This is a genomic window from Nonomuraea sp. NPDC050394 (genome assembly GCF_044459065.1).
In the GTDB taxonomy this organism is placed as follows: domain Bacteria; phylum Actinomycetota; class Actinomycetes; order Streptosporangiales; family Streptosporangiaceae; genus Nonomuraea.
Genome location: NZ_JBITIO010000016.1, coordinates 22,937 through 47,311, shown reverse-complemented (window position 1 = coordinate 47,311; position 24,375 = coordinate 22,937). Strand labels below are relative to the sequence as shown.

The following is a 24,375-nucleotide window of genomic DNA, read 5'->3' as shown; positions in this document are numbered from 1 at the left end:
AAAGGGAGCGAACTCGCTGCTCGTCTGTGGGGTGATCTTCGAGGGCGGGACGTCACCGATCATCGTCTCGTGGAAGATCGATGGTGGGGAACGTCCGGACCGGCTGCGTGCCGGGCAGACCCCATAGGGCGGTGGTCACGGTGCGAGATCCTTCGGCACCCTCACCGATGACGAGAGCCACACCTGTAGCAAGATCCAGCGGTAGTTCCCTCAGGTGCAGGGCAACCGCGCGAGTGGTTGCCCTGCGGGCGGCCGCCCGTGTCCCCGTGTTACGTGCTCATCGTGAAGCCGAACTCCGCTTCGGCGATCTTGAAGGGCACGTCCCAGCTCTTCGCCTCGGTGTTGGTGTGGAAGGCGAAGGCGGCCCCCCTGTCCGGGCTGCTCAACGCGAAGAACATGTGTCCCCAGTAGCTGCCGGCCATGCCGCGGACGGTGAGCCCGCCCGTCACCTTCTTGTCGAGCTCGAACATGCCGAGGCCGTAGCGGGTGTGCGGCAGCCAGCCGGCGCCCTCGGTCGAGACCGTGGTCCACATCTTGCGGTGCTGCCCCGGAGGCAGCAGGGTGCCGCCGGCCAGGGCGTTGAGGAGCCGGATGGCGTCGCTGGTGGTCGTGACGATGTTCCCGGTCTCCCAGGACGTGTTGAACTCGGTGACGTCGAGGGGTTCGAGCCCCGGCTCCTCGAACATCGACTCCCAGTTCTCCGTGGTGACGTCCGCCGGGTCGACGCCGTCCTTGTAGAACTGGGTCGAGTACGCCCGCGGCGACGGACCGCGGTATCCCGTGTCCCCTCCGCTGCGCGGGTAGGTGTTGGTCAGGCCGAGCGGCCGGATGACCACGCGCTCGATCTCCTCGGCGTAGGTGTTGCCGGTGATCTTCTCGATGATCGCATTGGCGATGTAGAAGCCGCCGTTGGCGTACAGGAAGCGCTCGCCGGGCTGCCCGACGGGCGGCTGGGAAACCGCCAGCTTCAGCAGTTCCTCACGGGTCCATTCGTCGAAGCGGTGCTCGTCGAACGTGGACCGGCTGGCGTAGTTGCCGATCAGCCCCGGCGCGAGGCCCGTGGCGAACAGCCCGCTGGTGTTGCCGAGCAGGTGCCTGATGGTGATCCGGTCGCCGTCGTAGCCGTTGGTCAGCACGCCGGGCAGCCACTTGTTCACCGGGTCCTCGAGGTCCACCCGGCCCTCGGCCTCCAAGGTGAGGAGCGTCGCGGCGGTGATGCCCTTGGCGCCGCTGCCGATGGGCAGGAACTCCCCCGGCACGCGCGGTGCTCCGGTCCTGAGGTCGGACACTCCGGACGTGCCGAACCAGGAACCGTCGGCGTCCTTGACCTCGATGGCGATGCCGGGGATGCCGAGCTCGGCCACCGCCCGGTCGAGGATCCGCTGGGTCTTGTCGTGCCCGTTGCCTGTCATGTCGTGCCTTTCACAGAGCTGTTCTTGACGCTCTCGACGATGCCGATCGACGATGACAGCGCGCTCACAGCGCTACGACAGGCGGCGCGGTCGCTGTAAGCGTGGCCTCATCCGGCCGGTGACCATGCGGATGGAGGTGAGCTGGCGTGAACCCCGCCGCCTGAGGTCAGGTCGCGAGGGCGGCCTCCGCTTCCCGGTAGATGACGCTCGGGTCCTCGGACAGCCACGCCTTCACCTGGCGGCTCCAGGCGTCGGCGAGCACCTCTGGGCGGTGCGCCTCGATGCCGTCGAGGGCCGCCGCGACGATCGCCTCGGGGGCCGCCTTGTCGCCCTCGTACCAGGCCATCATGTCGGTGTCCGCGGCGCCCAGGTGCAGGCCCGTCACCAGGGTGCGCTGGCTGGCCAGCTCCAGGCGGGCGCTGTTGGTGAGCGCCCATTCGGCGGCCTTGGCCGCGTGGTAGGCGCCCGCGCCGTCGAAGGCGAGCCAGGAGATCGCGGACAGGACGTTGAGGATCGCACCGTCGGCCAGCTGGGGTGCGAAGGCGCGGATCATGTTGAGGGTGCCGTAGAAGTGGGTGTCCATCTCGCGGCGGATCGTGTCCAGGTCGCCGGTGATGAGGTTCGCGCCGGTGGAGATGCCCGCGTTGTTGATGACGATCTTGACGTCGGGTGCAGCGGCGGTCGCGGCCGCGCCCGACGCCGGGTCCGTGATGTCCAGGCGCAGGGGGATGACTCCCGGTACGTCGATGAGGTCCGGACGGCGGGCGGTGGCGTACACCTTGCCGGCGCCGCGGTCGAGGAGGGAAAGGATGAACTGCCGGCCCAGGCCCCGGTTCGCGCCGGTGACCAGCACGTGTGCTCCGTTGATCTGCATGCCGGATAGGCTAAAACCTGACGTTGACGTAAGAGGCAAGTGTTGTGATGGAGGTCACGGTGCGTATCGGCGAGTTGGCGGCGCGGTCGGGCGTCAGCGTACGGGCCCTGCGCTACTACGAGGAGCAGGGGCTGCTGAAGGCGGACCGGAGCGAGTCCGGGCAACGTCACTATCCCGAGTCCGCGGCCGACCGCGTCGAGCTGATCCAGACGCTGTACTCCGCCGGCCTGTCCAGCCGGACCGTCGCCGAACTGCTGCCGTGCGTCGACGCCAAGGTCAGCACTCCCGAATCGCGCGCGCGGCTGGCGGCCGAGCGTGATCGCATCAACGCGCAGATCACCGCGCTGACCCGCACCCGTGACAACCTGGACGCCGTCATCGCCTCCACCGGAACGCCGGCCAGCGGCTGCGCGTGGATCGCGGACCAGGATGTCGCTGCGCGGGCGAGTCTCTCCGCCATGCCGTGATCGCCGCGGCCCGGTTCAAGAACGCGCTCCGTCCGGGCACTTCCAGAGGAGTTCACGGCACCAACCCTGGATGTCGCAGGCATAGTTCCAGAGGTATGACAGGCGGGATTATTCGCGAGCGAGCCGGGCGGCCACGCTGGGGGCAAGATCCCCAGCCCCAGGAGCCGCCATGCGCACCCCCCCGCGTGTTGGCGAGTGCGGTGCTGGTCAGCGTACTGACCGGCACCCCAGCCCTCGCCGACCCCCGCCCGAACCACGCAGGACAGCCGACGGAATGGGTGGAGGTGTTCTCGGAAGACGGCACGATCAAGCAGGTAGAGGTGCCCCAACGCGCTCAGCCGCGGACCGCGTTCGCCGCGCCCCCACCTGCCGACGTGGTCGCGCTGCAGCAGACGGGACCGCCCCATCAACGCTACGACCTGGTCTTCGTGGGCGACGGCTACACCTCGTCCCAGCTGGGCGCCTTTCGCGCCCACGTCGCGGAGAAGTGGGCGTTCCTGCGGACGGTGGAGCCGTTCAGAACCTACGGGAACTCCTTCAACGTGTGGATGGTCGATGTGGTCTCGCCGCAGTCCGGCGTCGACAACGATCCGGCCCCGGGCGTCTCCCGCGACACCGCGCTCGGCATGGGTTTCTGGTGCGCGAACATCGAACACCTGCTGTGCGTGAACGAGAGCGCCGCTCGCGCCTACGCGGCCAACGCCCCGCAGGCCGACCAGATCATCGCGCTGGGCAACTCCACCAAGTACGGCGGAGCCGGCGGGGGCGTCGCGACGGCCTCCAGCGGCAACGCCGGCTCCTCCTGGATCGCCGTCCATGAGCTTGGCCACTCGATGGCCGGTCTCGCGGATGAGTACGACTACCCCAACGGCCGGTATGCCGGTGGCGAGCCGTACGAGACGAACGTGAGCATCTACCCCGCCGCGACCCAGCGGTCCTACCGCCTCAAGTGGTACCGGTACCTGGGTCAGCCCACCCCGGACGGGGGTGTGATCGGTACGTACGAGGGCGCTCGTTACCACCGGTACGGCCTGTACCGTCCGTCGGAGAACTCCCTGATGCGTTCTCTGGGGCGCCCGTTCAACACGCTCGGGCTCAACGCCATGATCAGTGCCATCCGCGCGAAGACCGGCTGATCGCTCATTCGGTCCGCAGGGCCAGCCACGTCGCGTGGTGAGGCTGGCCGGCGAGGGCTTCCCGATGAGCGTCCGCGGCCATCTGCCACAGCTCGTCGCCTCGCCCGGCCAGCGGTCCTTCCCGCCGCCAGGCGATCAGGTGCCGCACCCACAGCGGGGTACCCGCCAGAGGGCGGACGGCGATGTCGGCGTCCGCGGCGAAGGTGGCCATGCAGGGGGAGATCGCGTGATGGTTGGTGATCAGCTCCCTGACCATGACCCCTTCGACCATCACATGGGCCACCCGTGGGGTGAAGCCGGCTTCCAGGCAGGCGGACACCAGGTATCCGGGCCAGCCCACGCCATCGGGAGGCGACAGGACCCAGTCCTCACCGGCCAGGTCCGCCAGGGAGATCTCGGACCGGGACGCGAGCGGGTGACGGCTGCCGATGGCGACGAAGATCGGTTCAGTGCCGATCGTACGGATGTCGACGGACGGCACGGCGGGCAGTGCGTGGCCCGGGTAGTCGATCAGGGTGGCGGCGTCCAGGCGGCGTGCGACCAGCAGGTCGAGGAGCAGGCGGGGAGAGTGCTCGGTGTGGACGGTGAAGCCCGCGTGCGGGGTGTCGCTGAGTCGTCTGAGCAGGCCGCTCAGTACCGGATCGGCGTACCCGCCGAGACGGATGACGCCGGGCCGGGCATCGGGGTGCTCGCCACTGAGAAGCTCGTCAACGGTGACGAGGGCCGCGCGGGCGCGGGTCAGGACGAACTGCCCGAACGGTGTGACGCTGACGCCGGATGGGCCGCGGCTGAACACCCGGCCGCCCAGCGCGTCCTCGATGCGGCGGAGCTGAGCGGTGAGCGAGGGCTGGGAGACGCCGAGCCGGGTCGCGGCACGGCTGACGCTGCCGACCTCGGCGATGGTCATCACCGCGCGTAAGTGACGGAGTTCCAGTTGCACGTGGTCATCCCCTTCACGTCAGGTTGGTGGGATGAGGCTCTGGACGGTCAGCGGGAAGGTGATAGGTAAAATTTCACGCCTGGATCCGCCCCGCAAGCGGCAGCCGAGAGCCCACCCCTGACCTGCGTGGGAGCCGGCCACCGCCGATGCGCCCAGGACCGCCGCCCGGCAGGACGTCCCGCTGGCTTTCTCCATGCTTGTCCAGAGATGAGCGTGTGCAGCAGCTATTTGACTGGTATTTGTCGATCACGTGATTGGCCGAACAGATGCCGGATCTTAGGGTCACTGGTATGACGTCAGCGAAAGGGGACGAGCGGGAGCGCATCCTCCAGGCAGCGTTCCGGCTGTTCGCCGCGCTCGGCTACGACGCGACGGAGATCGTGCAGATCGCCGAGGCGGCAGGGCTGAGCACGAAGGCCGTGAGCTCCCAGTTCGGCGCCAAGCGCGACCTCTATCTGGCGGTCATGGAACGCGCCCACGCCCTTCACTCGGCCGTCGTGGAGGCCAGGGTCAGGGACGTGCAGACCGCTCCGATCGCGGAGAAGGTGACGGCGATCCACCGGTTCATCGACGCCTACATCGACTTCTCCGCCGGCAATCCCGAGGTGCCCGCACTATGGATGCACCGGTGGCTGTCCGACGCCCGGGACGTCAGCAACCTTGAGGCGGAGTACGTGCAGCCGCTCGCCGAGTTCGCCATCGAGAACATCATCCCGGCGACCGAGGCCCCGGACGCCGACGTGCACTACACGATCAACACCCTGGTGTGGTGCGTGCACGGGTTCGTCCTCAGCGGGGTCTTCGACGCGGCGGGACGGCGGCGCGGTCCCGACGATCCACGCGCCATGCGGCGCTTCCGCGCCCACATGCACCAGATGATCCACCGCACGCTGGGACTGCCGGGTTCACCTCCCCCGGCAAGCTGACGGCTACGTGACGATGTCGGCGAAGGCCTCGATGAACGGGCGTTGCTCCCTGCCCACGTGGTGCAGATAGATCTCGTCGAAGCCGTGCTCGCCGTACGTGCCGAGATGCTCGGCGTGGCGGCCCACGTCGGCGGAGACGTGGACGACCTCGGCCACCTTCTCCGGGCGGACGTGCTCGGAGATGATGTCGAACATCTCCACGCGGTCCAGGTCCCAGCAGACCGGCGGGGCGAACACGTTGGAGCGCCACTGGTCGTGGGCCAGGCCCAGGGCCTCCTCCTCGGTGGGCGCCCAGCTCAGGTGGACCTGCACCCGGAGCGGGCCACGACCGCCCGCCTCCCTGTAGGCACGCGCCACCTTCGCCGCCTGCGGCCCGCCCACGGTGATCAGCCCGTCCGCCCACTCGGCGCACCAGCGCGCGGTCTCCTCGCTCACGGCCGCGCCGACGAGCGCGGGCGGCTCGGCGGGCAGCGTCCACAGCCTGGCCCTGTCCACCGTGACCAGGCCCTCATGGGTGACCTCCTCCCCCGCCAGCAACGCCCTGATCACCTCCACGCACTCGCGCAGCCTCGCGTTGCGCACCCGCTTGCGCGGCCACGGATCGCCGGTGATGTGCTCGTTGGAGGCCTCGCCGCTGCCGAGCGCGGCCCAGAATCTGCCGGGGAACATCTCGCCGAGAGTCGCCACGGCCTGCGCGATGATCGCCGGGTGGTAGCGCTGACCGGGCGCGTTGACGATGCCGAACGGCAGCGCCGTACGCTCCATCGCGGCGCCGAGCCAGGACCAGGCGAATCCCGACTCGCCCTGCCGCGCGCTCCACGGTGAGAAGTGGTCCGACGACATGGCGGCGCCGAATCCGGCTTCCTCGGCGGCCGCGACCGCGTCGAGGAGTTCTCCGGGCGGCACCTGCTCGTGCGAGGCGTGGAATCCGTAGGTAGGCATGGCGCCCCAGCTACCCGATCACGCCGAGGCCGAACCTCATGGCCTGTTGGCCTCGCGCTCGTCGCCCTCTTGGAGAGATGCTTGGGGTATATGACCACGTCATCACATATGTGGCATAGGAGGCGTCATGAACACCAAGGAGTGGACCGTCAAGATCCTCATCACCGAGGACGACGAGGACAAGCGCACCTCGGCCACCGCCGTGCTCTACGCGATCGACAGCAGGCGGCACGAGAGCGTCGCCTACGCCCGCCGTAACCCCGACGACCGTCCCATCCCCGAGATCGGCGACGAACTGGCCGCCGGGCGCGCGCTGATGGACCTGGCCGACAAGCTCCTCGGCGACGGAGCCGAGGACATCGCCGAGATGGCCGGGCCCGCCCGAGCCGTCTGAGATCCGCGCCCGGCCGTCCGACGCCGGCCGTCCTGGCCGGTCGGCGTCAGCACCCGCGCGTGCCTCACGCGAGAGATCCAGGGGCCCGGCCACGCCCCCGTGCTGGTGGCCGGGCCCGCTGGCCGCACGCGGCTAGTACGTGTCCCAGAACTGCTGTGACTGGCCGTTCTTCCGCCACAGCTGTACCTGCGCGCCGTTGCCGGGAACGTTCGCGTCCCGGTCAAGAACGGTGTCCCCGCCGTTGTAGTGGTACACGTTGTAGATGGCGCGGTCTCTGGGGTCGCTGCCCCTCAACCACTTGTGCCACGCCACGTCGGCGCACCGCCACAGCATGACTCTGATGCCGTTGCCGCTGCCGTGCCGGTCGGCGTCAAGACACATGCCGCGGTACCGCTGGTTCTCCAGCCAGCCGTTGGCGTGCCACCGCCACCACTGCTGCGGCGAGTTTCCGTTGCACTGCCAGACAATCACCCGGTTGCCGTTGCCGCCGCCGCCTTCGACGTCCGCGTCCAGGCACTGATTCGGCGGGATGCTTCTGTCGAACGCATTGGTAATCCTTATCCAGCCGTTCGCGGCCGACCCGGCTGCCGTGCCGGCCGCGTCCGTCCTGGCCGACGCCTGCGCGAACCCCGGTGCGGCGCTCAGAGCAAGCAGTGGTACGGCCAGCGTTGCCGTCGCCGCCAGGCGGAATCCTCTTGACCTTACGTCGCGGGCGGGCACCGGCGCCTGCTGTGCGGCAACGATCCGAGGTAAGCGCATGATCTCTCCTGTCGGATGGGTGGATCCGGCGTCGAAAGCTCCACGTTCGACGCCGAACAACGCACGATCCACGCTAGGAGCGCCGCCCGGGTCCCTCCACGACTTTCACGCGTACGTGAAAAACCCAGCTGAAGGCCCTTTAGAGGTGTGTTTGACGAGCGGTCAGAGCACTTCGACCCCGATGAGGCAGGTGTCGTCGTCGGTGTCGGAGTTGCTGTGGGTCAGGAGCCGGTCGAGGCTGTGTTCCAGGGTGGTGTCCAGTTGCGAGAGCGTGGCGAGCAGGTGTTCCTGCGAGCGCTCCAGGGTGACGTCGCGCCGTTCGATCAGGCCGTCGGTGTACATGAACAGGGTGTCGTCGCGCTCCAGCTGGACGACACCCTCCTCGTAGTCCGCCTCTGAGATCACTCCGAGCATGATTCCGCCGATCATCGGCAGCTCCGCCGCCGTGTCGCCGCGCACCAGCACAGGCGGCAGGTGGCCGGCCCTGGCCCAGCGCAGGACGCGCGTCTCGGGGTCGTACAGGCCGCAGATGGCGGTGGCGGTGACGCGTTCGGTCAGATGGTGGGTGACCAGGTTGAGCCAGCCCATGAGCTGCGCCGGGCTCGCTCCGGTGGTGGCGAGGCCACGCAGCGCGTTGCGCAGGACGACCATGCCGGTCGCCGCCTCGATCCCGTGCCCGGCGACGTCGCCGACCGACAGAAGGATCTTCTTCGACGGCAGGACGACCGCGTCGTACCAGTCGCCGCCGACCAGGTGACCCTCCTCGGCGGGCCGGTAGCGGACGGCGATGTTGAGGCCGAACGCCTCCACGGGCCCCTGAGCGGGCGGCATGATGGCGTGCTGGAGCTGCAGCGTCAGCCGGTTGCGCTCGACCGCCTGCTGCTCGGAGTGAGCGAGCTGGTCGCGGGTCGCGGCCAGCGCGACCTCGGTCCAGTGTTGCGCGGATATGTCCTGGTACGCGCCCCGGACGGCGAGCAGCCGATCGTCGGCGTCGAAGACCGGCTCGGCGACGACGCGGATGTGCCGGGTACTGCCGTCGGGACGCTGGAGCCGGAACGCGGTGGAGCCCCGGCGCCGGTGGTGGTGCACGGTGCGCAGGAAACGGCCGATGGCGGCGCCGTCGTCGGGGTGGGCGTGCTCGCGCAGGTGCTCCAGCGGGATCGGCCGGTCGGCCGGCTCCAGGCCGTGCAGCTCGTAGAGCTGGATGTTCCAGGTGATCTCACCGGTCTGGGAGTTTTCCTCGAACCCGCCGATCCGGCCGAGCCGCTGGGCGTGCTGCAGCAGGCTGGCCAGGCGGAGCGACTCGTTCTGCACACGCCAGATCAGCAGCACGCAGTCGCCGTGCCGGGTGATGCTCACGTCGGCGACGCTGGTCAGCGGCACGTGGTCGATCAGCGCGGTGAGCGTCATCCGCTCGGTGTGGAAGGCCTCGCCGGTGGCGTGGACGTGCTCGACCTTCTCGAACAGGCCGTGCTGCTCCGCCGCGGCCGGGTACGCCTCCAGCAGCAGGGCGCCGGAGACCAGGGAACGGGGCCGGCCGGCCGGGTCGGCGAAGCGCACGTTGGTGTGCTGGATGCGGAAGTCGGTCAGCAGCCCGCCGGAGTCGAGCTCGGGGCGCAGCACGAGCGCGGGGTCGGTGAGCGCGTCGGCCAGTTCGATCAGCTCGGCCAGGTTGGGCGCCGCCGCGGGGGCGGTCGCGCGGTCCTCCAGCGTGTGCGCGCACAGCTCGGCCAACGCCTCGACCTGGCGGTGGATCGGTACGGGCTGCGATCGCAGCGGCCCCGGCCAGCTGATCTCCAGGACGCCGAGGATGCGGCCGCCGGTGCCCGCGGGCACCACCACCCGGCCGGCCGGGACGGACTGCCGGTGACCGATGGACGGCAGGCCCGTCTCGGAGAGGTCGGCGAACCACACCGCGCGGCGTTCCATGAGCGCGCGCCGGGCGGGCGTGGCCACGCCGGGCGGCACGTAATGCCACCTCCTGGCCTCTTCCGTGCTGTGCCCGGCGAAGCCGACCAGGGTGAGCGAGCCGTCAGGTCCGGCCGACCACAGGGCGACCGCGGTGGCGCCCATCGGTGTCAGCGCGTGCTGTAGCAGAGACTCGGCCACCATCTGGCTGTCGCCGGCGCCGAGCACGCCGCTTTCGGCCTCGCGCAACCGCACCACGACCGAGTCGCCGCCCTCGCCTCCTGGCCGGTGCTCGGCGAGCAGTTCGTGCGACACCTGGGTCAGCCGGTCCTGTGCGGCCTGGTTGATGAGGTCGGCGGCCAGCTCCAGCTGGGAGAGCCCGGCCTGGCCGGCCAGCGTCGCGAGCTGCAGCGCCGCCTCGGTGGGTCCGCAGTGCAGCCGCTCGACCAGAATGCCCTTGGCCAGCTCGATCAACGCCCGCCCCTCGGCCGCGTGCTGGGCGCGGGCGATCTCGTCGCGCAGCCGCTCGATGGTGGCGGCCATCCTGCCGATGTTGGGGGCCGATTCATCGCCAGGAGGCATGTTGTGCTCTGTTCCTTCCCATATCGACACGCGGACAGCTAAACCGTGAGCCAATGCTGGATGAGCGCCAGCAGATGATCGGCGTCCACGGGCTTGGTGACGTGGTCGCTCGCCCCCGAGGCCAGGCTCTTCTCCTGGTCGCCCGGCATCGCCTTGGCGGTGACCGCGATGATCGGCAGGGCGGCGTACTGCGGCATGGCCCTGATCGCCGCGGTGGCCGCGTAGCCGTCCATCTCCGGCATCATCACGTCCATCAGCACGATGTCGATCTCGTGATGGGCGATGAGCGTGTCGATGCCCTTGCGCCCGTTCTCGGCGTGCAGGACCCGCATGCCGTGGATCTCCAGGATGCTGGTCAGCGCGAACAGGTTGCGCGTGTCGTCGTCGACCACCAGCACGGTACGCCCGGCCAGCGTCCCGTCCTCCTCGCGGTCGGCCGGCTCGCCCTCCTTCTCCGAGCGCATCAGGGGCAGGACGTCGCCCGGCTGCTCGGCGGTCAGGTGCAGGGCGATGCGCTCGCGCAGCTCGTCCAGGCTCGAAAGAAGCTCCAGCGGCGGGGAGCCGGCTCTCGACTGCAGTTCCCGCTCCTGCGCGGGATCCATCCGCCAGTTGCTGTACGCCAGCACGGGTACGCTCCGCAGCGCCGAGTCGCCGTCGATCGCCTGCAGCAGCCCGAAGCCTGTCTTGGCCGGCATGTCGAGGTCGAGGACGATGCAATGGCAAGGGGCGGCCGCCAGCGTGGCCGCGGCCTCCTCCGCGCCGACGGCGGTCACGATCTCGACCGGGCCGTCGCCGACGTCACGGTCGGCCAGGTCGGCCAGGACGGTCTCGGCCACCACCGACAGCAGGCCGTGCGGGCGCGTCTCCACCACCAGCAACCGCCGGTGCTGCTGGGACGGCTGCGCGGCGGGCTGGTCGTCGTTTCCGGCAGCGGGGTACACGGCCGGGCTGAGCGCGGCCGGCGCCGCCGCTTCGACCGGCGGTGCGGTGAAGTCAGGCCGGGCGACCGGGAGGAACAGCGTGAACGTGCTGCCGCTGCCCGGCGTGCTTTCGGCGGTGATCGCCCCGCCGAGCAGGTAGGCGATCTCCCGGCTGATCGACAGGCCGAGTCCGGTCCCGCCGTACTTGCGGCTGGTGGTCCCGTCGGCCTGCTGGAAGGCGCCGAAGATGACCTCCAGCTGCTGCTCGGCGATGCCGACGCCGGTGTCGATGACGCGGAAGGCGACGGCCGAGCCGTACGGCCTGACCGAGGCGGGAAGCTGCGCCCGGGAGACCGGTTCGATGCGCAGCTCGACGCTGCCGGTCTCGGTGAACTTGACCGCGTTCGACAGCAGGTTGCGCAGCACCTGGCGCAGCCTGGACTCGTCGGTGAGCAGGTCGTCCGGCACACCGGGCGCGGTCGTGATGCGGAATTCGAGGCTCTTGTCCGTGGTCATCGGCCGGAAGGTGGCCTCGACGTAGTCGAGCAGCTGGGGCAGCGGCACCCGCTCGGGACTGATGTCCATCTTTCCCGCCTCCACCTTGGACAGGTCGAGGATGTCGTTGATCAGCTGGAGCAGGTCCGATCCGGCCGAGTGGATGACGCCGGCGTACTCGACCTGCTTGGGGGTCAGGTTGCGGGTCGGGTTCTGGGCCAGCAGCTGGGCGAGGATGAGCAAGGAGTTGAGCGGGGTACGCAGCTCGTGGCTCATGTTGGCCAGGAACTCGCTCTTGTAGGTGGAGGCCAGCGACAGCTGCTGGGCGCGGTCCTCCAGCTCCTGCCTGGCCTGCTCGATCTCCAGGTTCTTCGTCTCGATGTCCTGGTTCTGCGAGGCGAGCAGCGCCGCCTTCTCCTCCAGCTCGGCGTTGGAGCGCCGCAGTTCCTCCTGCTGGTTCTGCAGTTCCTCCGAGCGGGCCTGGAGCTCGGCGGTCAGGCGCTGCGACTCGGTCAGCAGCTCGTCGGTGCGGGCGTTGGCGACGATGGTGTTGACGTTGACCCCGATCGTCTCCATCAGCTGGTCGAGGAAGGTCCGGTGCACGGGGGTGAAGGCGTACAGCGAGGCCAGCTCGATGACCCCGAGCACCTGCTCCTCCACCACGATCGGCAGCACGATCAGCGAGGTGGGCACGGTGTGGCCGAGGCCCGAGGAGATCCTGACGTAGCCGGGCGGGACCTCGTCCATCGCGATGGTACGGCGGGTGCGGGCGGCCTGGCCGACCAGCGACTCGCCCATCCTGAACCGGGTGACGGACTCGCCCGCCGGATAGCCGTAGGCGTTGATGAGCCGCAGTTCGTTCTCCTCGGCCAGGAAGAACGCCCCGTACTGCGCGGCCACCAGCGGCGCCAGCTCGTTCATGACCTGCTCGGCCACCGTGGCCACGTCCCTGTGCCCCTGCATGAGGCCCGACATCCGAGCCAGGTTGGACTTCAGCCAGTCCTGGTCCTGGTTGGCCTTGGTGGTCTCGCGCAGCGACTTCACCATCGAGTTGATGTTGTCCTTGAGCTCGGCCACCTCGCCGGAGGCGTCGACCGTGATGGAGCGGGTCAGGTCGCCCGAGGTGACGGCGCTGGTCACCTTGGCGATGGCGCGCACCTGGCGGGTCAGGTTGCCGGCCAGCTCGTTGACGTTCTCCGTCAGCCGCTTCCAGGTGCCCGACACGCCCTCGACCTCGGCCTGGCCGCCGAGCCGCCCTTCGCTGCCGACCTCGCGGGCGACGCGGGTGACCTCGGCCGCGAAGGAGGACAGCTGGTCGACCATCGTGTTGATCGTGGTCTTGAGCTCCAGGATCTCGCCGCGGGCGTCGACGTCGATCTTCCTGGTGAGGTCGCCCTTGGCCACGGCGGTGGTGACCTGGGCGATGCCGCGTACCTGCGCGGTGAGGTTGTCGGCCATGACGTTCACCGACTCCGTGAGCGCCTTCCACGTGCCGGAGACGCCCTTGACATCGGCCTGGCCGCCCAGCCGTCCTTCGGTGCCCACTTCGCGGGCCACGCGGGTCACTTCGTCGGCGAACGACGAGAGCTGGTCGACCATCGTGTTGAGGGTGTTCTTCAGCTCCAGGATCTCGCCCCGAGCCGAAACGGTGATCTTCTGGCTGAGGTCGCCGCGCGCCACCGCGGTCGCGACCTGCGAGATGTTGCGCACCTGGGAGGTGAGGTTGCCCGCCATGTAGTTCACCGAGTCGGTCAGGTCCCGCCAGGTGCCGGCCACCCCCTTGACGTCGGCCTGGCCGCCGAGCTGGCCCTCGGTGCCGACCTCGCGGGCCACCCGGGTGACCTCGTCGGCGAACGACGAGAGCTGGTCGACCATGGTGTTGACGGTGTTCTTGAGTTCGAGGATCTCGCCGCGGGCGTCCACCGTGATCTTCTGGCTGAGGTCGCCCTTGGCGACGGCGGTGGTCACCTCGGCGATGCTGCGCACCTGGTCGGTGAGGTTGCCGGCCATCGCGTTGACCGACTCGGTGAGGTCCTTCCACGTGCCCGACACGCCGGGCACCTCGGCCTGCCCGCCGAGCCGTCCCTCGGTGCCGACCTCGCGGGCCACCCGGGTGACCTCCGAGGTGAACAGCGAGAGCTGGTCGACCATGCCGTTGAAGACCTGGGCGATCTCGCCCAGCAGGCCGTCGGCCTCGCCGGGCAGCCGGGTGCCGAAGTCACCGTCCCTGACGGCCGTCAGTCCGGCCAGCAGCTGCCGCAGCTCGAGCTCGCCTGCGTCACCGACCCGTCGTGTACCCGACCGGCTGCCGCTCACCTGTCACCTGTCCCCTCGAGATTGTTTTCCCTATGACAAATATTCTCGGAGGGAGAGTAGCGTACGGTCCCGTGGCCCCGCTTGGGACCGTGATCTACTGGTCCGTCTGTCTCCTTCTCCGTCGGGAACCGTCTGTGGCAATCCGAAACGACCTGGACGCCGTCCACCGGGCTCTGCGTGCCGCACCGCCGTACGCGCTGGCCGAAGCGGTGCGTGACGCGCTCCTCGCCCATACGGCGGCGCAGGGCGTCGACCTTCTGCTGGCGGACTACGCGCTGGTCGCGCTCAGGCCCGTGCTGGAGCCGCCCTCTCCCCGGACCGCGGAGATCCGCGTCGACTCCAGCGCCGCGGGCCGGGCCTTCGCCTCCCGGCAGCCGCAGTGGGAGCAGGCCGCCGGCACCCTCCACCTTCCCGTGACGGCGTTCGGCGAGCGGTTCGGCGTGCTCAGCATCCGGCTGCCCGCCCCGCCGGAGAGCGACGAGGTTCGCGAACTCCAGGACGTGGCCAGTGCCCTCGTGCAGACGCTGCGCGGCGCGGACCGTCTCACCGACCGCTACCAGCGGGCTCGCCGTCTGACCCGGTTGACGCTGGCGGCGGAGACGCAGTGGGAGTTGCTGCCCGGCAACGGCCATCGCGGCACCGGCTACGAGGTCGCCGGCCAGCTGGAGCCGGCCTACGCCGTCTACGGCGACAACTTCGACTGGAGCTGCGGCCCCGGCTCAGTGGAGCTCTCGATCACCAACGGCATGGGCGAGGGCATGCGCGCCGCGTTGCTCACCACGCTGGCCGTCACCGCTCTGCGCAACGCCCGCCGTTCAGGAGCCGGCCTGGAGGAGCAGGCCGGCCTCGCCGACGAGGCGGTCTACTCCCAGTACCGCGGGCGCGAGTACGTCTCGACCCTGCTGCTCAGCTTCGACGCCGCCACGGGGGTACTGTCGGCCGTCGAGGCCGGCTCCCCCCGCATATTGCGCCTGCGCGGCACCGGCGTCGAGATCATCGAACTGGACCAGCAGCTTCCGCTCGGCATGTTCGGCAGCACCGCCTACACCGAGCAGTCCATCGCCCTCCAGCCGGGCGATCGGCTGGTCATCGTCAGCGACGGAATGTACGGGTCCCGATCCGCCGCCGGTACCGAATTCGGCGAGATGAGCCTCGACGCGGTCGTCAGATCCACCCGGCTGCAACCGGCCGACGAGGCCGTACGGTCAATGATTCGTGGCATGCTGAGCTTCAGGGAAGGGGTCGACGTCGTCGACGACGCGGTCGTGGTGTGCCTGGACTGGACCGTCCAGGAAGACGAAACCCCTCCCCCGTGACCGGCGCTGCGTAAGCATGTACGCCCTCGCCCGACCTTGGATTGCCGCATGAACGACCACCACCACCTCGAACTCGCGACCGGGACAGCCGTCGAGAACGCCGCCGCCGCGCTGATCGCGGTCTGGGCTCATTCCCGGCATTCCGCCGCCTCCGCGATTTCCTCCATCCAGCTCCAGGCCCTGCTCACCATCGAATCCCATGAGCACGTCAACCTGGCCAAGCTCGGGGAGGCGCTGGACGCGCAGCCGTCCTCCGCCAGCCGCCTGTGCGACCGGCTGGAAGCCACTGGATGGGTGCGCCGCTCGGTCGCCGATGACGACCGGCGCGAGATCACCATACGCCTCACCGCCTCGGGCAAGGCGCTGCTGGAGGAGCTGCGCGGCCGGCGCCGCGACGACCTGGCCAAGGTCATCGACGAGATGCCGGTGGCGGCCCGTACGGCTCTTCTGCGGGGGCTGCGCGCGTTCACCTCGGCCGCGGATCAGGTCACCATGCACCGCTCCTACGGCTCCGACGAGAACTGGACGACCATCGCCGGACGCTTTCTCGCCTGACGACGCAGTTGACGCGAAGGTCCCGTCTCACTGGGTGCCCGGTGTCCTAGGCTCTGGGCATGGCCCGTATCCCGTACGCGGACATGTCCGCTCTGCCCGACGAGCTGCGGGAGTGGCACGCGAGGTTGCCGCCGAACTCCCACCTGTTCATGATGGTCGCCCACTCCGAAGCGAGCGCGGCGACGCTCATGCAGGTGGGTCTGCAGCAGATCAGAGAGCTGGAGCTGCCGGCGCGGCTGCGCGAACTCGCGGCGAACGCCACCGCCCGTGTTCTCGGCGCCGACTATCTACGCGTCCGGCACAACCCGCCCGATGACCCGATCACGCCCGGCGAGCGTGAGGCCGTCTACCGCGGCGACCACTCCGGATTCGGCGGCATCGACCTGGCCGTGCTCACCTTCGCGACGGCTGTGGCGCGCGGGCTCCCGGTGGACGACGCGGTGTTCGCCCCGGTTCGCGCAGAACTGAGCGCCCGCCAGATCGTCGAGCTGATTCAGGTCATCGGCTACTACTGGATGTTCGGCCAGTTCGCGAACGTTCTGCGGATCGAGCCCGAACCATACGAGAAATGATCACAGATCTCCGGGCGACCAGGCGATCGATCGTCTAGACGGGCCGGGCGGCGTGGTGGCAGGCGGCGAAGTGGTCGCCGACGGGTTTCAGGACCGGTTCCTGGCGCGAGCACTCGTCGGTGGCCTTCCAGCAGCGGGTGTGGAAGCGGCATCCGGGCGGCGGCGCGACCGGGCTGGGCGGGTCGCCGCCGAGCATGATGCGCTTACGCCCCCGCAACGACGGCCGGGGCACCGGCGCGGCGGACAGCAGGGCGCTGGTGTAGGGGTGTGCCGGCGTGCCGTACACCTGGGCGGCGGGCCCGATCTCGGCCACGCGGCCGAGGTACATCACGCCGACGCGGTGCGAGACGTGCCTGACGACGGCGAGGTCGTGGGCGATGAAGACCAGGGCCACGCCGAGGGTGCGCTGGAGCTCGGCGAGAAGGTTCACGACCTGCGCCTGGACGGACATGTCGAGCGCGGAGACCGGCTCGTCGCAGACGATGACGTCGGGTTCCGTGGCCAGCGCGCGGGCGATGCCGATGCGCTGACGCTGGCCGCCGGAGAACTCGTGGGGGAAGCGGTTCATGCGGCCGGGGTCGAGGCCGACGAGGTCGAGCAGTTCGCCGACCCGCGCCCGCCTGGCGGGGGCGCCGCCGGCCAGCCGGTGCACCCGCAGAGGCTCGGCGACGAGGTCCTGGACGGTCATGCGCGGGTTGAGCGAGGTGAGCGGGTCCTGGAAGACCATCTGGACGCTGCGCCGCACGTCGCGGGCGGGGAAGGGGCGGCCGCGGAAGGTGACCTCGCCGCTGTCGGGCTTCTCCAGCCCGACGAGCATCCTGGCCAGCGTGGACTTGCCGCACCCTGACTCGCCGACGATGCCGAGCGTCTCACCGGCGTGCAGCTCCAGGCTCACCCCCGACACCGCGCGTACGGCGCCGCCCTTGGACAGCAGGCCACCGCGGTAGGTCTTGTGCAGGTTCACCGCGCGCAGCACGGGCTCAGCCGACATCGAGCAGCTCCTTGGTGTGGTGGCAGGCGGCGGCCCGGCCGGTCCCGCCGTCCAGGAGGGTGAGTTCCGGGCGGGTCCCGGTGCACAGCGCGGTGACCCGGTCGCAGCGGGGGGCGAAGGCGCAGCCGGCGGGCAGCGAGGACGGGCTGGGCGGCTGGCCGGGGATGGCGCGCAGCTCGCTGGCGGGGCGCTCCAGGTCGGGGATGGCGCCGAGCAGGGCCCGGGTGTAGGGGTGCGCGGGCCGTTCGAACAGCTCGTAGACGTCGCCGGTCTCCACGATCCGGCCGGCGTACATGACCGCGACGCGGTCGCTGACCTCCGCGGCCACGCCGAGGTCGTGGGTGATGAGCAGGACGGCGGTGCCGAGCTCGCGGCGCAGCCGTTCGATGAGCTCCAGGATCTGCGCCTGGACGGTCACGTCGAGGGCGGTGGTGGGCTCGTCGGCGATGATCAGATCGGGTTCGAGCGCGACGGCCATGGCGATGAGGATGCGCTGCCGCATGCCGCCGGAGAACTGGTGGGGGTAGTCGTCGATCCTCTTCCGGGGGGCGGGGATGCCGACGAGCTCCAGCATTTCGATCGAGCGTGCCCTGGCTTCGGCGCGCGTGGCGCCGACGTGGACCCGGAACAGCTCGCCGAGCTGGTCACCGATGCTCAGGACGGGGTTGAGCGCGGACAGCGCGTCCTGGAAGACCATCGTCATGTCGTTGCCGCGCAACGCGCGCCGTCGCTCGGCGCTCATGGTCAGCAGGTCGTGCTCTCCGAGGCGGGCCACCCGCGAGCCGACCTGGACCCCGGGGTGGTCGAGCAACCCCATGATCGCCTTGGCCGTGACGGATTTTCCCGATCCGGACTCGCCCAGCAGGGCGAGGGTCTGGCCGCGCTCGATCACCAGGTCGACGCCGCGCACCGCGGGGAGCGGGCGTCCCGAGGCGGTGAACGTGACCTGGAGGTCACGCACCTCAAGAACCGTGTCGCTCACAACGCCTCCTCTATCCGATGACGGAACTTTGCATCAGCCTGACGCTTCATGCCTGAAAACACCTTCAGTATTGACCTCTATGAATGATTCTGGCAAGCTCCAAGAAAAATGCCGAGAGGAGACAAAGGGTGCTAGAAGCGGCAAAGGGTTACACCGGCTACCGTTCGTACGAATATCTGGAGGCGGGCTCCGATTACCGGGTCTTCGACCTCGCACCCGAACTCGGCCGCGTCCCCGCCTACCAGGGGCTGGAGCTGAGCGCGGAACAGGAGACACGCGTACGGCGCCTGCTGACCGACAGCCTCGTCGTCTCCCTGCACGACCACCCCTCCGTCTTCCCCGAGGACATCGGCCAGACCGTCGACTACAACCGGACGGCGCGCCACCACACCGGGTACAAGGGTCTGGCCCACTCCGGCATCACGGTCGTGTTCGACAACCTCATGGACGGCACCTGCTGCATCACCAGCCAGGCCGGCTGGAAGTGGACCGACGTGGTCGCGGACATCGGCATGCGCCTGTCCGACCTCGCCCACCAGGACTACCTCCTCAAGGTCGAGCGCCTGGCCCACGTGCGCGAGGCGCACGAGAGCGGCCGGATGGGCCTGGTCCTCGCCCTGGAGGCGGCGACCATGATCGAGAACGAGGTGGACCGGATCGACATGCTGTACGGCTTCGGCGTACGGCAGATGGGCATCGCCTACAGCGAGGCCAACACCCTGGGCAGCGGCCTGAAGGAACGCGGTGACGGCGGCCTGACCACCTTCGGCGAGCGGGCCGTGCGGCGCATGAACAAGCTCGGCATCGCCATCGACGTCTCCCACTCCGGCGACCAGACCTCGCTCGACACCATCCGCCACTCCACCAGGCCGATCCTCATCACCCACGCCGGCGCCCGCTCCGTCTGGCCGACCAACCGGATGAAGCCGGACTCGGTCATCAAGGCGACGGCCGAGCGCGGCGGCGTCATCGGCCTGGAGGCGGCCCCCCACACCACGCTCTCGCCCGGCCACCCCAGGCACTCGCTGGAGTCGGTCATGGACCACTTCACCTACTGCGTGGACCTGGTCGGCATCGACCACGTCGCCTTCGGCCCCGACACGCTCTTCGGCGACCACGTCGGGCTGCACGACGCCTTCGCCCAGCACCTGTCGATCAACGAGGCGCACGCGGGCACGACCTACCCCAAGGTCGAGTACGTCGACGGCCTGGAGAACCCGACCGAGTGCTTCTGGAACATCATCGGCTGGCTGGTCACCCACGGTTACTCCGACGAGGAGATCACCAAGGTGGTCGGCGGGAACGTCATGCGCGTCCTTGAGGAGGTCTGGATCTGATGCGACGTGGATTCCTCCTGGCGGCCGCGGCCGCGATCGCCCTGCTCACCGCGTGCAGCACCCCCAGCGTGCCCGGCTCCACCGGCCAGGGCGGATCCCAGGCGCCGACGGGTGAGCGCCTGACCATCGGCACCACCGCCGACGTGGTCAACTACAACCCGCTGGTCGGCAACAGCCGTACCGACTCGTGGGTGACGAACCTGATGTACCCGCACCTGACGCAGATGGACGAGGCGGGCAAGCGCATCCCGTACCTGGCCACCGAGTGGTCCTACTCCGAGGACGGCAAGGCCGCCACCGTCAAGCTCCGCGACGACATGAAGTGGTCGGACGGCAAGCCGGTCACCGCCGACGACGTGGTGTTCGCCGTGACGGCCGTGCAGAAGGAGAAGTTCGGCGTGGTCGCCGGGCTCATCACCGCCATGGAGAAGGCGGAGGCGGTCTCCCCGACCGAGGTGAAGTTCACGCTCAGCCGGCCGGACGGCACCTTCCTGGACAACGTCGGCTTCTGGCTGCCGATCGTGCCCAAGCACGTCTTCGAGAAGGCGCCCAGCGTGCAGAAGTTCGCCAACGACGCCAACTGGGTGAGCGCGGGGCCGTACAAGCTGACCAAGGTCGAGCGCGGGCAGCGCTACATCATGGAGCGCGTGGAGCCCTTCGGGCCGGGCCGGCCGACCGTGAAGGAGATCGTCTTCCGGGTCTTCCCCGACGTCAACACCGAGGTGCTGGCGTTGCGCAACGGCGAGATCGACCTGATCGGCAACGTGCTGCCGCCCTCGACGGCCGCCGACCTGAAGAACGACCCGAAGCTCAAGCTGGTGCAGGTGCCCTCGCTGGGCTGGGCGCACCTGCAGTACAACACCAAGCGCGAGCCCATGGACGACGTACGCGTCCGTCAGGCGCTGGCCCACGCCGTGGACTACGAGGCGATCAGGAACATCGCGCTCAAGGGCTACGCCAAGTCGGCCAACTCCAGCGTGCTCACCCCCTCCCAGCCCGACTACGCCGACCCGAGCGTGACGGAGTACGCCTTCGACCCGGCCAAGTCCAAGCAGCTCCTGCGGGAGGCCGGAGTCACGAACCTGAGCCTGAGCATGATCTACGACCAGGCCGACCCGAACATCGCCCGCTGGGCGCCCATGGTCAGGGACGCGGCCAAGCAGGCCGGAATCGAGATCAAGCTGCAGGGCCTGGAGCGCAACACCTACCTGGACAAGACCCTCAAGCGGGACTTCGACATCTACGCCGGCTCCTGGGCGATCATGGACAACCCTCCCGCCAACCTCGGCCTGGCCTTCAAGACCGATGGGTTCATCAACTACGCCCAGGTCAGCGACCCCAAGCTGGACAAGCTGATCGACGAGGGCCAGCGGGCGCTGACCCGGCAGGAGGCGAAGGTGCCCATCCAGGAGGCCGCGAAGATCATCCATGACCAGGTCTACGACAACGTCCTCTACGTGGAGACCTTCAACATCGCCCACTCCACCAAGTGGACCGGGTTCAGGCCGATGCCCAGCGAGCTGCTGTCCATCGTCAACCCGCTCTCGCTGGCCGCAGTGAAGCCGGCGAGCTGATCCCGATGCGGTTCGTCGTCACCCGGCTGCTGCGCGGCCTGCTCACCCTGTGGTTCGCGGTCACCGTGACCTTCTTCCTGGTGCGCCTGCTGCCCGGCGATCCCGTGCTGGCCGTGGCCGACCCGAACATGACCGAGGAACTGCGCGCCAAACTGCTGGCCGACTTCGGCCTGGACCAGCCGCTCGGCGTGCAGTACCTCAACTATCTGGCCCAGCTCGTCCAGGGCAACCTCGGGACGTCCTTCAGGCAGTCGATCCCGGTCACCACCGTGCTCATGGACCGGCTGCCGTGGACGCTGATCCTCACCGGCTCGGCGATGCTGGTGACGATCGTGCTCGGCATCCCGCTGGGCGTACTGGCCGCCACCCGGGCCAAGGGCTGGGTGGACCGCGTGATCCAGCTGACCGGCATCACCGCCCAGTCGTTGTTCGTGCCGAGCGTCGGCATCTTCCTCATGTACGTCATGGGCGTCACGCTCGGCTGGTTCCCGATCGGCGGCGCCGTCGACCTCGACGCCACCGGCCCGGCCGCCTGGCTCAGCATGCTGCACCATCTGGTACTGCCCTGCCTGTCGCTGGTCCTGATCCAGCTCGGCGGCTACGTGCTCACCATGCGCTCGACGCTCATCGAGGCGCTCGGCGAAGACTACGTCGCGCTGGCCAAGGCCAAGGGGGTCAAACCGCGCGCGGTGGTGTGGAAGCACGCCCTGCGCAACGCGCTGCTGCCGACCACCACCATCGCCGGCCTCCAGCTCGGCACGCTCGTCGGCGGCGCGGTGCTGACCGAGACGATCTACGCCTACCCCGGCATCGGCCGCGCCATCTACGAGGCGGTCGGCCAGCTCGACTTCCCCGTCCTCCAGGGCGCGTTCGTCCTGCTGGCGGCGGCCGTGGTGGCCGCGAACCTGCTGACCGACGTGGCCTACGGAATCCTCGACCCCCGGGTGCGCACCTCATGACGGCCGTCATCACCGACCTCACTCCCCGGCAACGGACCTGGACCGCCTTCCGGCACAACCCGCTCGGCCTGGCCAGCGCCGCGATCCTGCTCGCGCTGGCGGTCATCGCGCTGTGCGCGCCGCTCATCGCGCCCTTCCCCGAGGGGTACGGCGAGGACACCTTCCAGCCGCCCTCCGCCGAGCACTGGTTCGGCACCGACGACATCGGCCAGGACGTCTTCGCCCAGGTCATCTGGGGCACCAGGGTGAGCATGGCGGTCGGCCTCAGCGCCTCCGTGCTGGCCATCGTGATCGGCCTGGTGGTCGGCATCTGCGCCGCCTACTTCCGCCGCCTCGACACCCCGCTCGGCGTGCTGGTCGACCTGTCGTTGTCGCTGCCCGTGCTGCCGCTGATGATCCTGGTGGCGGCGCTGGCCGGGCCCAGCGTGCGTACGCTGGTCGTGGTGATCGCGCTGTTCAGCTGGCCCGAGGTGGCCCGCGTGGTGCGCTCGTCGGCGATCGCGATCGTGCCCATGCCGTTCGTCTCGGCGGCGAAGGTGATCGGCGGGTCGGCGTTCTGGATCGTGCGCAAGCACCTGGTGCCCGGGGTCGTCCCCGTGGTCGGTGTGTCCGTGGTGCTGACCACCTCGCGGGCGGTGCTCGCCGAGGCCGGGCTCTCCTTCCTCGGCCTGGGCGACCCGAACAGCTGGTCCTGGGGGACCATCCTGCACAAGGCGCAGCAGTCGGGCGCGCTGGCCTCCGCGTGGTGGACCACGCTGTTCCCCTCTCTCGCCATTCTCCTGCTCGTCCTGTCCACCACGCTGCTGTCGGTGGCCTACAACGACGCGCGCAACCACCGGAGCGCCTCATGAGCTTCTCCCAGCGCCTGCCCGTCTCCTTCTACGACACGGCATGCGAGCGGGTCAGGACCGCCATGTACGACCTGGGCCTGGACGCCCTGCTGCTCGACGACCCGCTCGACGTCGCCTACCTGACCGGCTTCACGCACTTCCCCAACGAACGGCCCGTCGCCTGCTGGCTGCCCCTCGACGGCCCCGCGGTGCTGCTGGTCCCCGACCTGGAGCGGGAGTACGCCGCCGACCAGGGAGCGCGGGCCGAGATCGCGGTCTACCCGGAGTTCCCCGGCGTGCGCTCGCCGTTCGAGGTACTGGCCGCTCAGGTGCCCGCGCCCGGCACGGCCGCGTACGCGCCCTCCACGAGCGTCGGCCGCGCCGACGCGCTCGCGCGGGCCTTCCCCGGCACCCGCTGGCGCTCGGCCGACGTGCTCGGCCCGGTACGGCAGCGCAAACTGCCCGAGGAGGTCGTCCTGCACGAGGAGGCCGCCAGGATCGCCGACGCGATGATCGCGGCAGGCGTGGAGCTGGTACGCGACGCCCTGGCCGCCGGCGGCGAGCTGCCCGCGGAGACCGAACTGGCCGCCCACGTCATCGGCTACGGCTCCCGCCTCATGTACGCAGAGCACACCGACGTCGTCGTCGTGCCCATGCTCACCGGCGGCCTCGTCTACGGCGGCCCCAACTCCGCCCAGCCCCACCGCCTGCCCGGCGGCGAGCGGCTGCGCCGCGGTGAGACCTTCATGCTCTCGCTCGGCTGCGCCGTCGGCGGCCGGTTCGTCGAGAGCGAGCGCACGTTCGTGATCGGCGAGCCCACCGCCGAGCAGATCCTCTACTACGAGACCGTTCGCGAGGCCCAGGAGGTCGGCACCCAGGCGCTGCTCGCGGGCGGCACCTGCGCGGAGGCCAACGGCCGCTGCCTGTCGGTGATCAGGAACGCCGGGCTGGGCGGCCACCTCAGGCACCGCCAGGGCCACGGCATCGGCCTCGGCTTCCACGAGCCGCCCTGGCTGGAGGACGGCGACCCGACCGTGCTGGCCCCCGGCATGATCCTGTCCAGCGAGCCCGGGGTCTACGTGCCTGGCCACGCCGGTTACCGCATCTCGGACACCGTGCTGGTCACCGAGGGCGTGCCGCGCCGCCTCACCTCCTACCCGCGCGAGCTGTCCGACGTCGTCATCTGAA

The 24,375-nt window shown here is 69.7% G+C and carries 21 protein-coding genes; 12 read left to right on the top strand and 9 right to left on the bottom strand.

Features of this window, described 5'->3' with window-relative positions; genetic code table 11:
• Positions 1-269: 269 nt before the first annotated feature.
• Both ACIBKY_RS43620 and ACIBKY_RS43615 read right to left on the bottom strand, forming a co-directional pair.
• Entirely contained in the window at positions 270-1,412 is a 1,143-nt protein-coding gene (locus ACIBKY_RS43620; protein ID WP_397106584.1) for a serine hydrolase domain-containing protein, read from the bottom strand.
• 166 nt (positions 1,413-1,578) lie between these two features.
• Entirely contained in the window at positions 1,579-2,286 is a 708-nt protein-coding gene (locus ACIBKY_RS43615; protein ID WP_397106582.1) for an SDR family oxidoreductase, read from the bottom strand.
• A 59-nt stretch (positions 2,287-2,345) separates the two neighbouring features.
• On the opposite strand from ACIBKY_RS43615, the gene ACIBKY_RS43610 reads away from it, so the two are divergent.
• Positions 2,346-2,753 carry a MerR family transcriptional regulator gene (locus tag ACIBKY_RS43610; protein ID WP_397106580.1) on the top strand — a complete coding sequence of 136 codons (408 nt, stop codon included), beginning with the start codon at positions 2,346-2,348 and terminating at the stop codon, positions 2,751-2,753.
• Positions 2,754-2,953: 200 nt separating this feature from the next.
• Positions 2,954-3,889 carry a M64 family metallopeptidase gene (locus ACIBKY_RS43605; protein WP_397106578.1) on the top strand — a complete coding sequence of 312 codons (936 nt, stop codon included), beginning with the start codon at positions 2,954-2,956 and terminating at the stop codon, positions 3,887-3,889.
• Between the two features lie 4 nt (positions 3,890-3,893).
• Here the strand turns inward: ACIBKY_RS43605 and ACIBKY_RS43600 are convergent, their stop codons facing one another.
• Entirely contained in the window at positions 3,894-4,829 is a 936-nt protein-coding gene (locus tag ACIBKY_RS43600) for a LysR family transcriptional regulator (RefSeq protein ID WP_397106576.1), read from the bottom strand.
• 290 nt (positions 4,830-5,119) lie between these two features.
• On the opposite strand from ACIBKY_RS43600, the gene ACIBKY_RS43595 reads away from it, so the two are divergent.
• On the top strand, positions 5,120-5,755 hold the full coding sequence (locus tag ACIBKY_RS43595; RefSeq protein WP_397106574.1) for a TetR/AcrR family transcriptional regulator: 636 nt from the start codon (positions 5,120-5,122) through the stop codon (positions 5,753-5,755).
• Positions 5,756-5,758: 3 nt separating this feature from the next.
• On the opposite strand, the gene ACIBKY_RS43590 is transcribed toward ACIBKY_RS43595, so the two are convergent.
• Positions 5,759-6,697 (bottom strand): TIGR03885 family FMN-dependent LLM class oxidoreductase, encoded by a 939-nt coding sequence (locus tag ACIBKY_RS43590; protein ID WP_397106572.1) that lies wholly within the window; start codon positions 6,695-6,697, stop codon positions 5,759-5,761.
• A gap of 127 nt (positions 6,698-6,824) precedes the next feature.
• On the opposite strand from ACIBKY_RS43590, the gene ACIBKY_RS43585 reads away from it, so the two are divergent.
• Positions 6,825-7,091 (top strand): DUF1876 domain-containing protein, encoded by a 267-nt coding sequence (locus ACIBKY_RS43585; protein ID WP_397106570.1) that lies wholly within the window; start codon positions 6,825-6,827, stop codon positions 7,089-7,091.
• Positions 7,092-7,223: 132 nt separating this feature from the next.
• Here ACIBKY_RS43585 and ACIBKY_RS43580 read toward each other — a convergent pair whose 3' ends face one another.
• From ACIBKY_RS43580 to ACIBKY_RS43570, 3 genes are all read right to left on the bottom strand, one after another.
• On the bottom strand, positions 7,224-7,910 hold the full coding sequence (locus ACIBKY_RS43580) for an RICIN domain-containing protein (RefSeq protein ID WP_397106568.1): 687 nt from the start codon (positions 7,908-7,910) through the stop codon (positions 7,224-7,226).
• Between the two features lie 102 nt (positions 7,911-8,012).
• Complete coding sequence (locus ACIBKY_RS43575; protein WP_397106566.1) at positions 8,013-10,301, bottom strand: SpoIIE family protein phosphatase; 2,289 nt, start codon at positions 10,299-10,301, stop codon at positions 8,013-8,015.
• A gap of 77 nt (positions 10,302-10,378) precedes the next feature.
• The gene (locus ACIBKY_RS43570) at positions 10,379-14,071 is read right to left on the bottom strand and encodes a HAMP domain-containing protein (protein WP_397106564.1); all 3,693 of its coding nucleotides are present in this window, start codon (positions 14,069-14,071) and stop codon (positions 10,379-10,381) included.
• Between the two features lie 134 nt (positions 14,072-14,205).
• Between ACIBKY_RS43570 and ACIBKY_RS43565 the strand changes: the two genes are divergently transcribed.
• The 3 genes from ACIBKY_RS43565 to ACIBKY_RS43555 are packed head-to-tail and all read left to right on the top strand — an operon-like array spanning position 14,206 to position 16,514.
• Entirely contained in the window at positions 14,206-15,387 is a 1,182-nt protein-coding gene (locus ACIBKY_RS43565; RefSeq protein ID WP_397106562.1) for a PP2C family protein-serine/threonine phosphatase, read from the top strand.
• Positions 15,388-15,435: 48 nt separating this feature from the next.
• Positions 15,436-15,942 (top strand): MarR family winged helix-turn-helix transcriptional regulator, encoded by a 507-nt coding sequence (locus tag ACIBKY_RS43560; protein WP_397106560.1) that lies wholly within the window; start codon positions 15,436-15,438, stop codon positions 15,940-15,942.
• Positions 15,943-16,001: 59 nt separating this feature from the next.
• Entirely contained in the window at positions 16,002-16,514 is a 513-nt protein-coding gene (locus ACIBKY_RS43555; RefSeq protein ID WP_397106558.1) for a carboxymuconolactone decarboxylase family protein, read from the top strand.
• Between the two features lie 34 nt (positions 16,515-16,548).
• On the opposite strand, the gene ACIBKY_RS43550 is transcribed toward ACIBKY_RS43555, so the two are convergent.
• Together ACIBKY_RS43550 and ACIBKY_RS43545 are read right to left on the bottom strand one after the other, a co-directional pair.
• Positions 16,549-17,505 (bottom strand): ABC transporter ATP-binding protein, encoded by a 957-nt coding sequence (locus tag ACIBKY_RS43550; RefSeq protein ID WP_397106556.1) that lies wholly within the window; start codon positions 17,503-17,505, stop codon positions 16,549-16,551.
• Positions 17,495-18,487: an ABC transporter ATP-binding protein gene (locus tag ACIBKY_RS43545; RefSeq protein WP_397106554.1), complete on the bottom strand. Its 993-nt coding sequence runs from the start codon at positions 18,485-18,487 to the stop codon at positions 17,495-17,497. The genes ACIBKY_RS43550 and ACIBKY_RS43545 overlap by 11 nt, the downstream gene beginning before the upstream one ends.
• A 128-nt stretch (positions 18,488-18,615) precedes the next feature.
• Between ACIBKY_RS43545 and ACIBKY_RS43540 the strand changes: the two genes are divergently transcribed.
• The 5 genes from ACIBKY_RS43540 to ACIBKY_RS43520 are packed head-to-tail and all read left to right on the top strand — an operon-like array spanning position 18,616 to position 24,374.
• Positions 18,616-19,824 (top strand): dipeptidase, encoded by a 1,209-nt coding sequence (locus ACIBKY_RS43540; RefSeq protein ID WP_397106552.1) that lies wholly within the window; start codon positions 18,616-18,618, stop codon positions 19,822-19,824.
• The gene (locus ACIBKY_RS43535) at positions 19,824-21,398 is read left to right on the top strand and encodes an ABC transporter substrate-binding protein (RefSeq protein ID WP_397106550.1); all 1,575 of its coding nucleotides are present in this window, start codon (positions 19,824-19,826) and stop codon (positions 21,396-21,398) included. Before ACIBKY_RS43540 ends, ACIBKY_RS43535 begins: the two co-directional genes overlap by 1 nt.
• Positions 21,399-21,403: 5 nt before the next feature.
• Positions 21,404-22,357, top strand: coding sequence for an ABC transporter permease (locus tag ACIBKY_RS43530; protein WP_397106548.1), 954 nt, complete (start codon positions 21,404-21,406; stop codon positions 22,355-22,357).
• Positions 22,354-23,208, top strand: a complete 855-nt coding sequence (locus tag ACIBKY_RS43525) for an ABC transporter permease (protein ID WP_397106546.1) — start codon at positions 22,354-22,356, stop codon at positions 23,206-23,208. Before ACIBKY_RS43530 ends, ACIBKY_RS43525 begins: the two co-directional genes overlap by 4 nt.
• A complete protein-coding gene (locus tag ACIBKY_RS43520; protein WP_397106544.1) occupies positions 23,205-24,374 on the top strand; it encodes a M24 family metallopeptidase in 1,170 nt (389 codons plus the stop codon). The genes ACIBKY_RS43525 and ACIBKY_RS43520 overlap by 4 nt, the downstream gene beginning before the upstream one ends.
• Position 24,375 lies beyond the last annotated feature (1 nt).

What these genes read in the sequence shown, in the direction of transcription:
- ACIBKY_RS43620 (WP_397106584.1), bottom strand. Translation starts at nt 1,412, where the DNA reads ATGACAGGCAACGGGCACGACAAGACCCAGCGGATCCTCGACCGGGCG.
- ACIBKY_RS43615 (WP_397106582.1), bottom strand. Translation starts at nt 2,286, where the DNA reads ATGCAGATCAACGGAGCACACGTGCTGGTCACCGGCGCGAACCGGGGC.
- ACIBKY_RS43595 (WP_397106574.1), top strand. Translation starts at nt 5,120, where the DNA reads ATGACGTCAGCGAAAGGGGACGAGCGGGAGCGCATCCTCCAGGCAGCG.
- ACIBKY_RS43590 (WP_397106572.1), bottom strand. Translation starts at nt 6,697, where the DNA reads ATGCCTACCTACGGATTCCACGCCTCGCACGAGCAGGTGCCGCCCGGA.
- ACIBKY_RS43585 (WP_397106570.1), top strand. Translation starts at nt 6,825, where the DNA reads ATGAACACCAAGGAGTGGACCGTCAAGATCCTCATCACCGAGGACGAC.
- ACIBKY_RS43575 (WP_397106566.1), bottom strand. Translation starts at nt 10,301, where the DNA reads ATGGCCGCCACCATCGAGCGGCTGCGCGACGAGATCGCCCGCGCCCAG.
- ACIBKY_RS43560 (WP_397106560.1), top strand. Translation starts at nt 15,436, where the DNA reads ATGAACGACCACCACCACCTCGAACTCGCGACCGGGACAGCCGTCGAG.
- ACIBKY_RS43555 (WP_397106558.1), top strand. Translation starts at nt 16,002, where the DNA reads ATGGCCCGTATCCCGTACGCGGACATGTCCGCTCTGCCCGACGAGCTG.
- ACIBKY_RS43550 (WP_397106556.1), bottom strand. Translation starts at nt 17,505, where the DNA reads ATGTCGGCTGAGCCCGTGCTGCGCGCGGTGAACCTGCACAAGACCTAC.
- ACIBKY_RS43535 (WP_397106550.1), top strand. Translation starts at nt 19,824, where the DNA reads ATGCGACGTGGATTCCTCCTGGCGGCCGCGGCCGCGATCGCCCTGCTC.
- ACIBKY_RS43530 (WP_397106548.1), top strand. Translation starts at nt 21,404, where the DNA reads ATGCGGTTCGTCGTCACCCGGCTGCTGCGCGGCCTGCTCACCCTGTGG.
- ACIBKY_RS43525 (WP_397106546.1), top strand. Translation starts at nt 22,354, where the DNA reads ATGACGGCCGTCATCACCGACCTCACTCCCCGGCAACGGACCTGGACC.
- ACIBKY_RS43520 (WP_397106544.1), top strand. Translation starts at nt 23,205, where the DNA reads ATGAGCTTCTCCCAGCGCCTGCCCGTCTCCTTCTACGACACGGCATGC.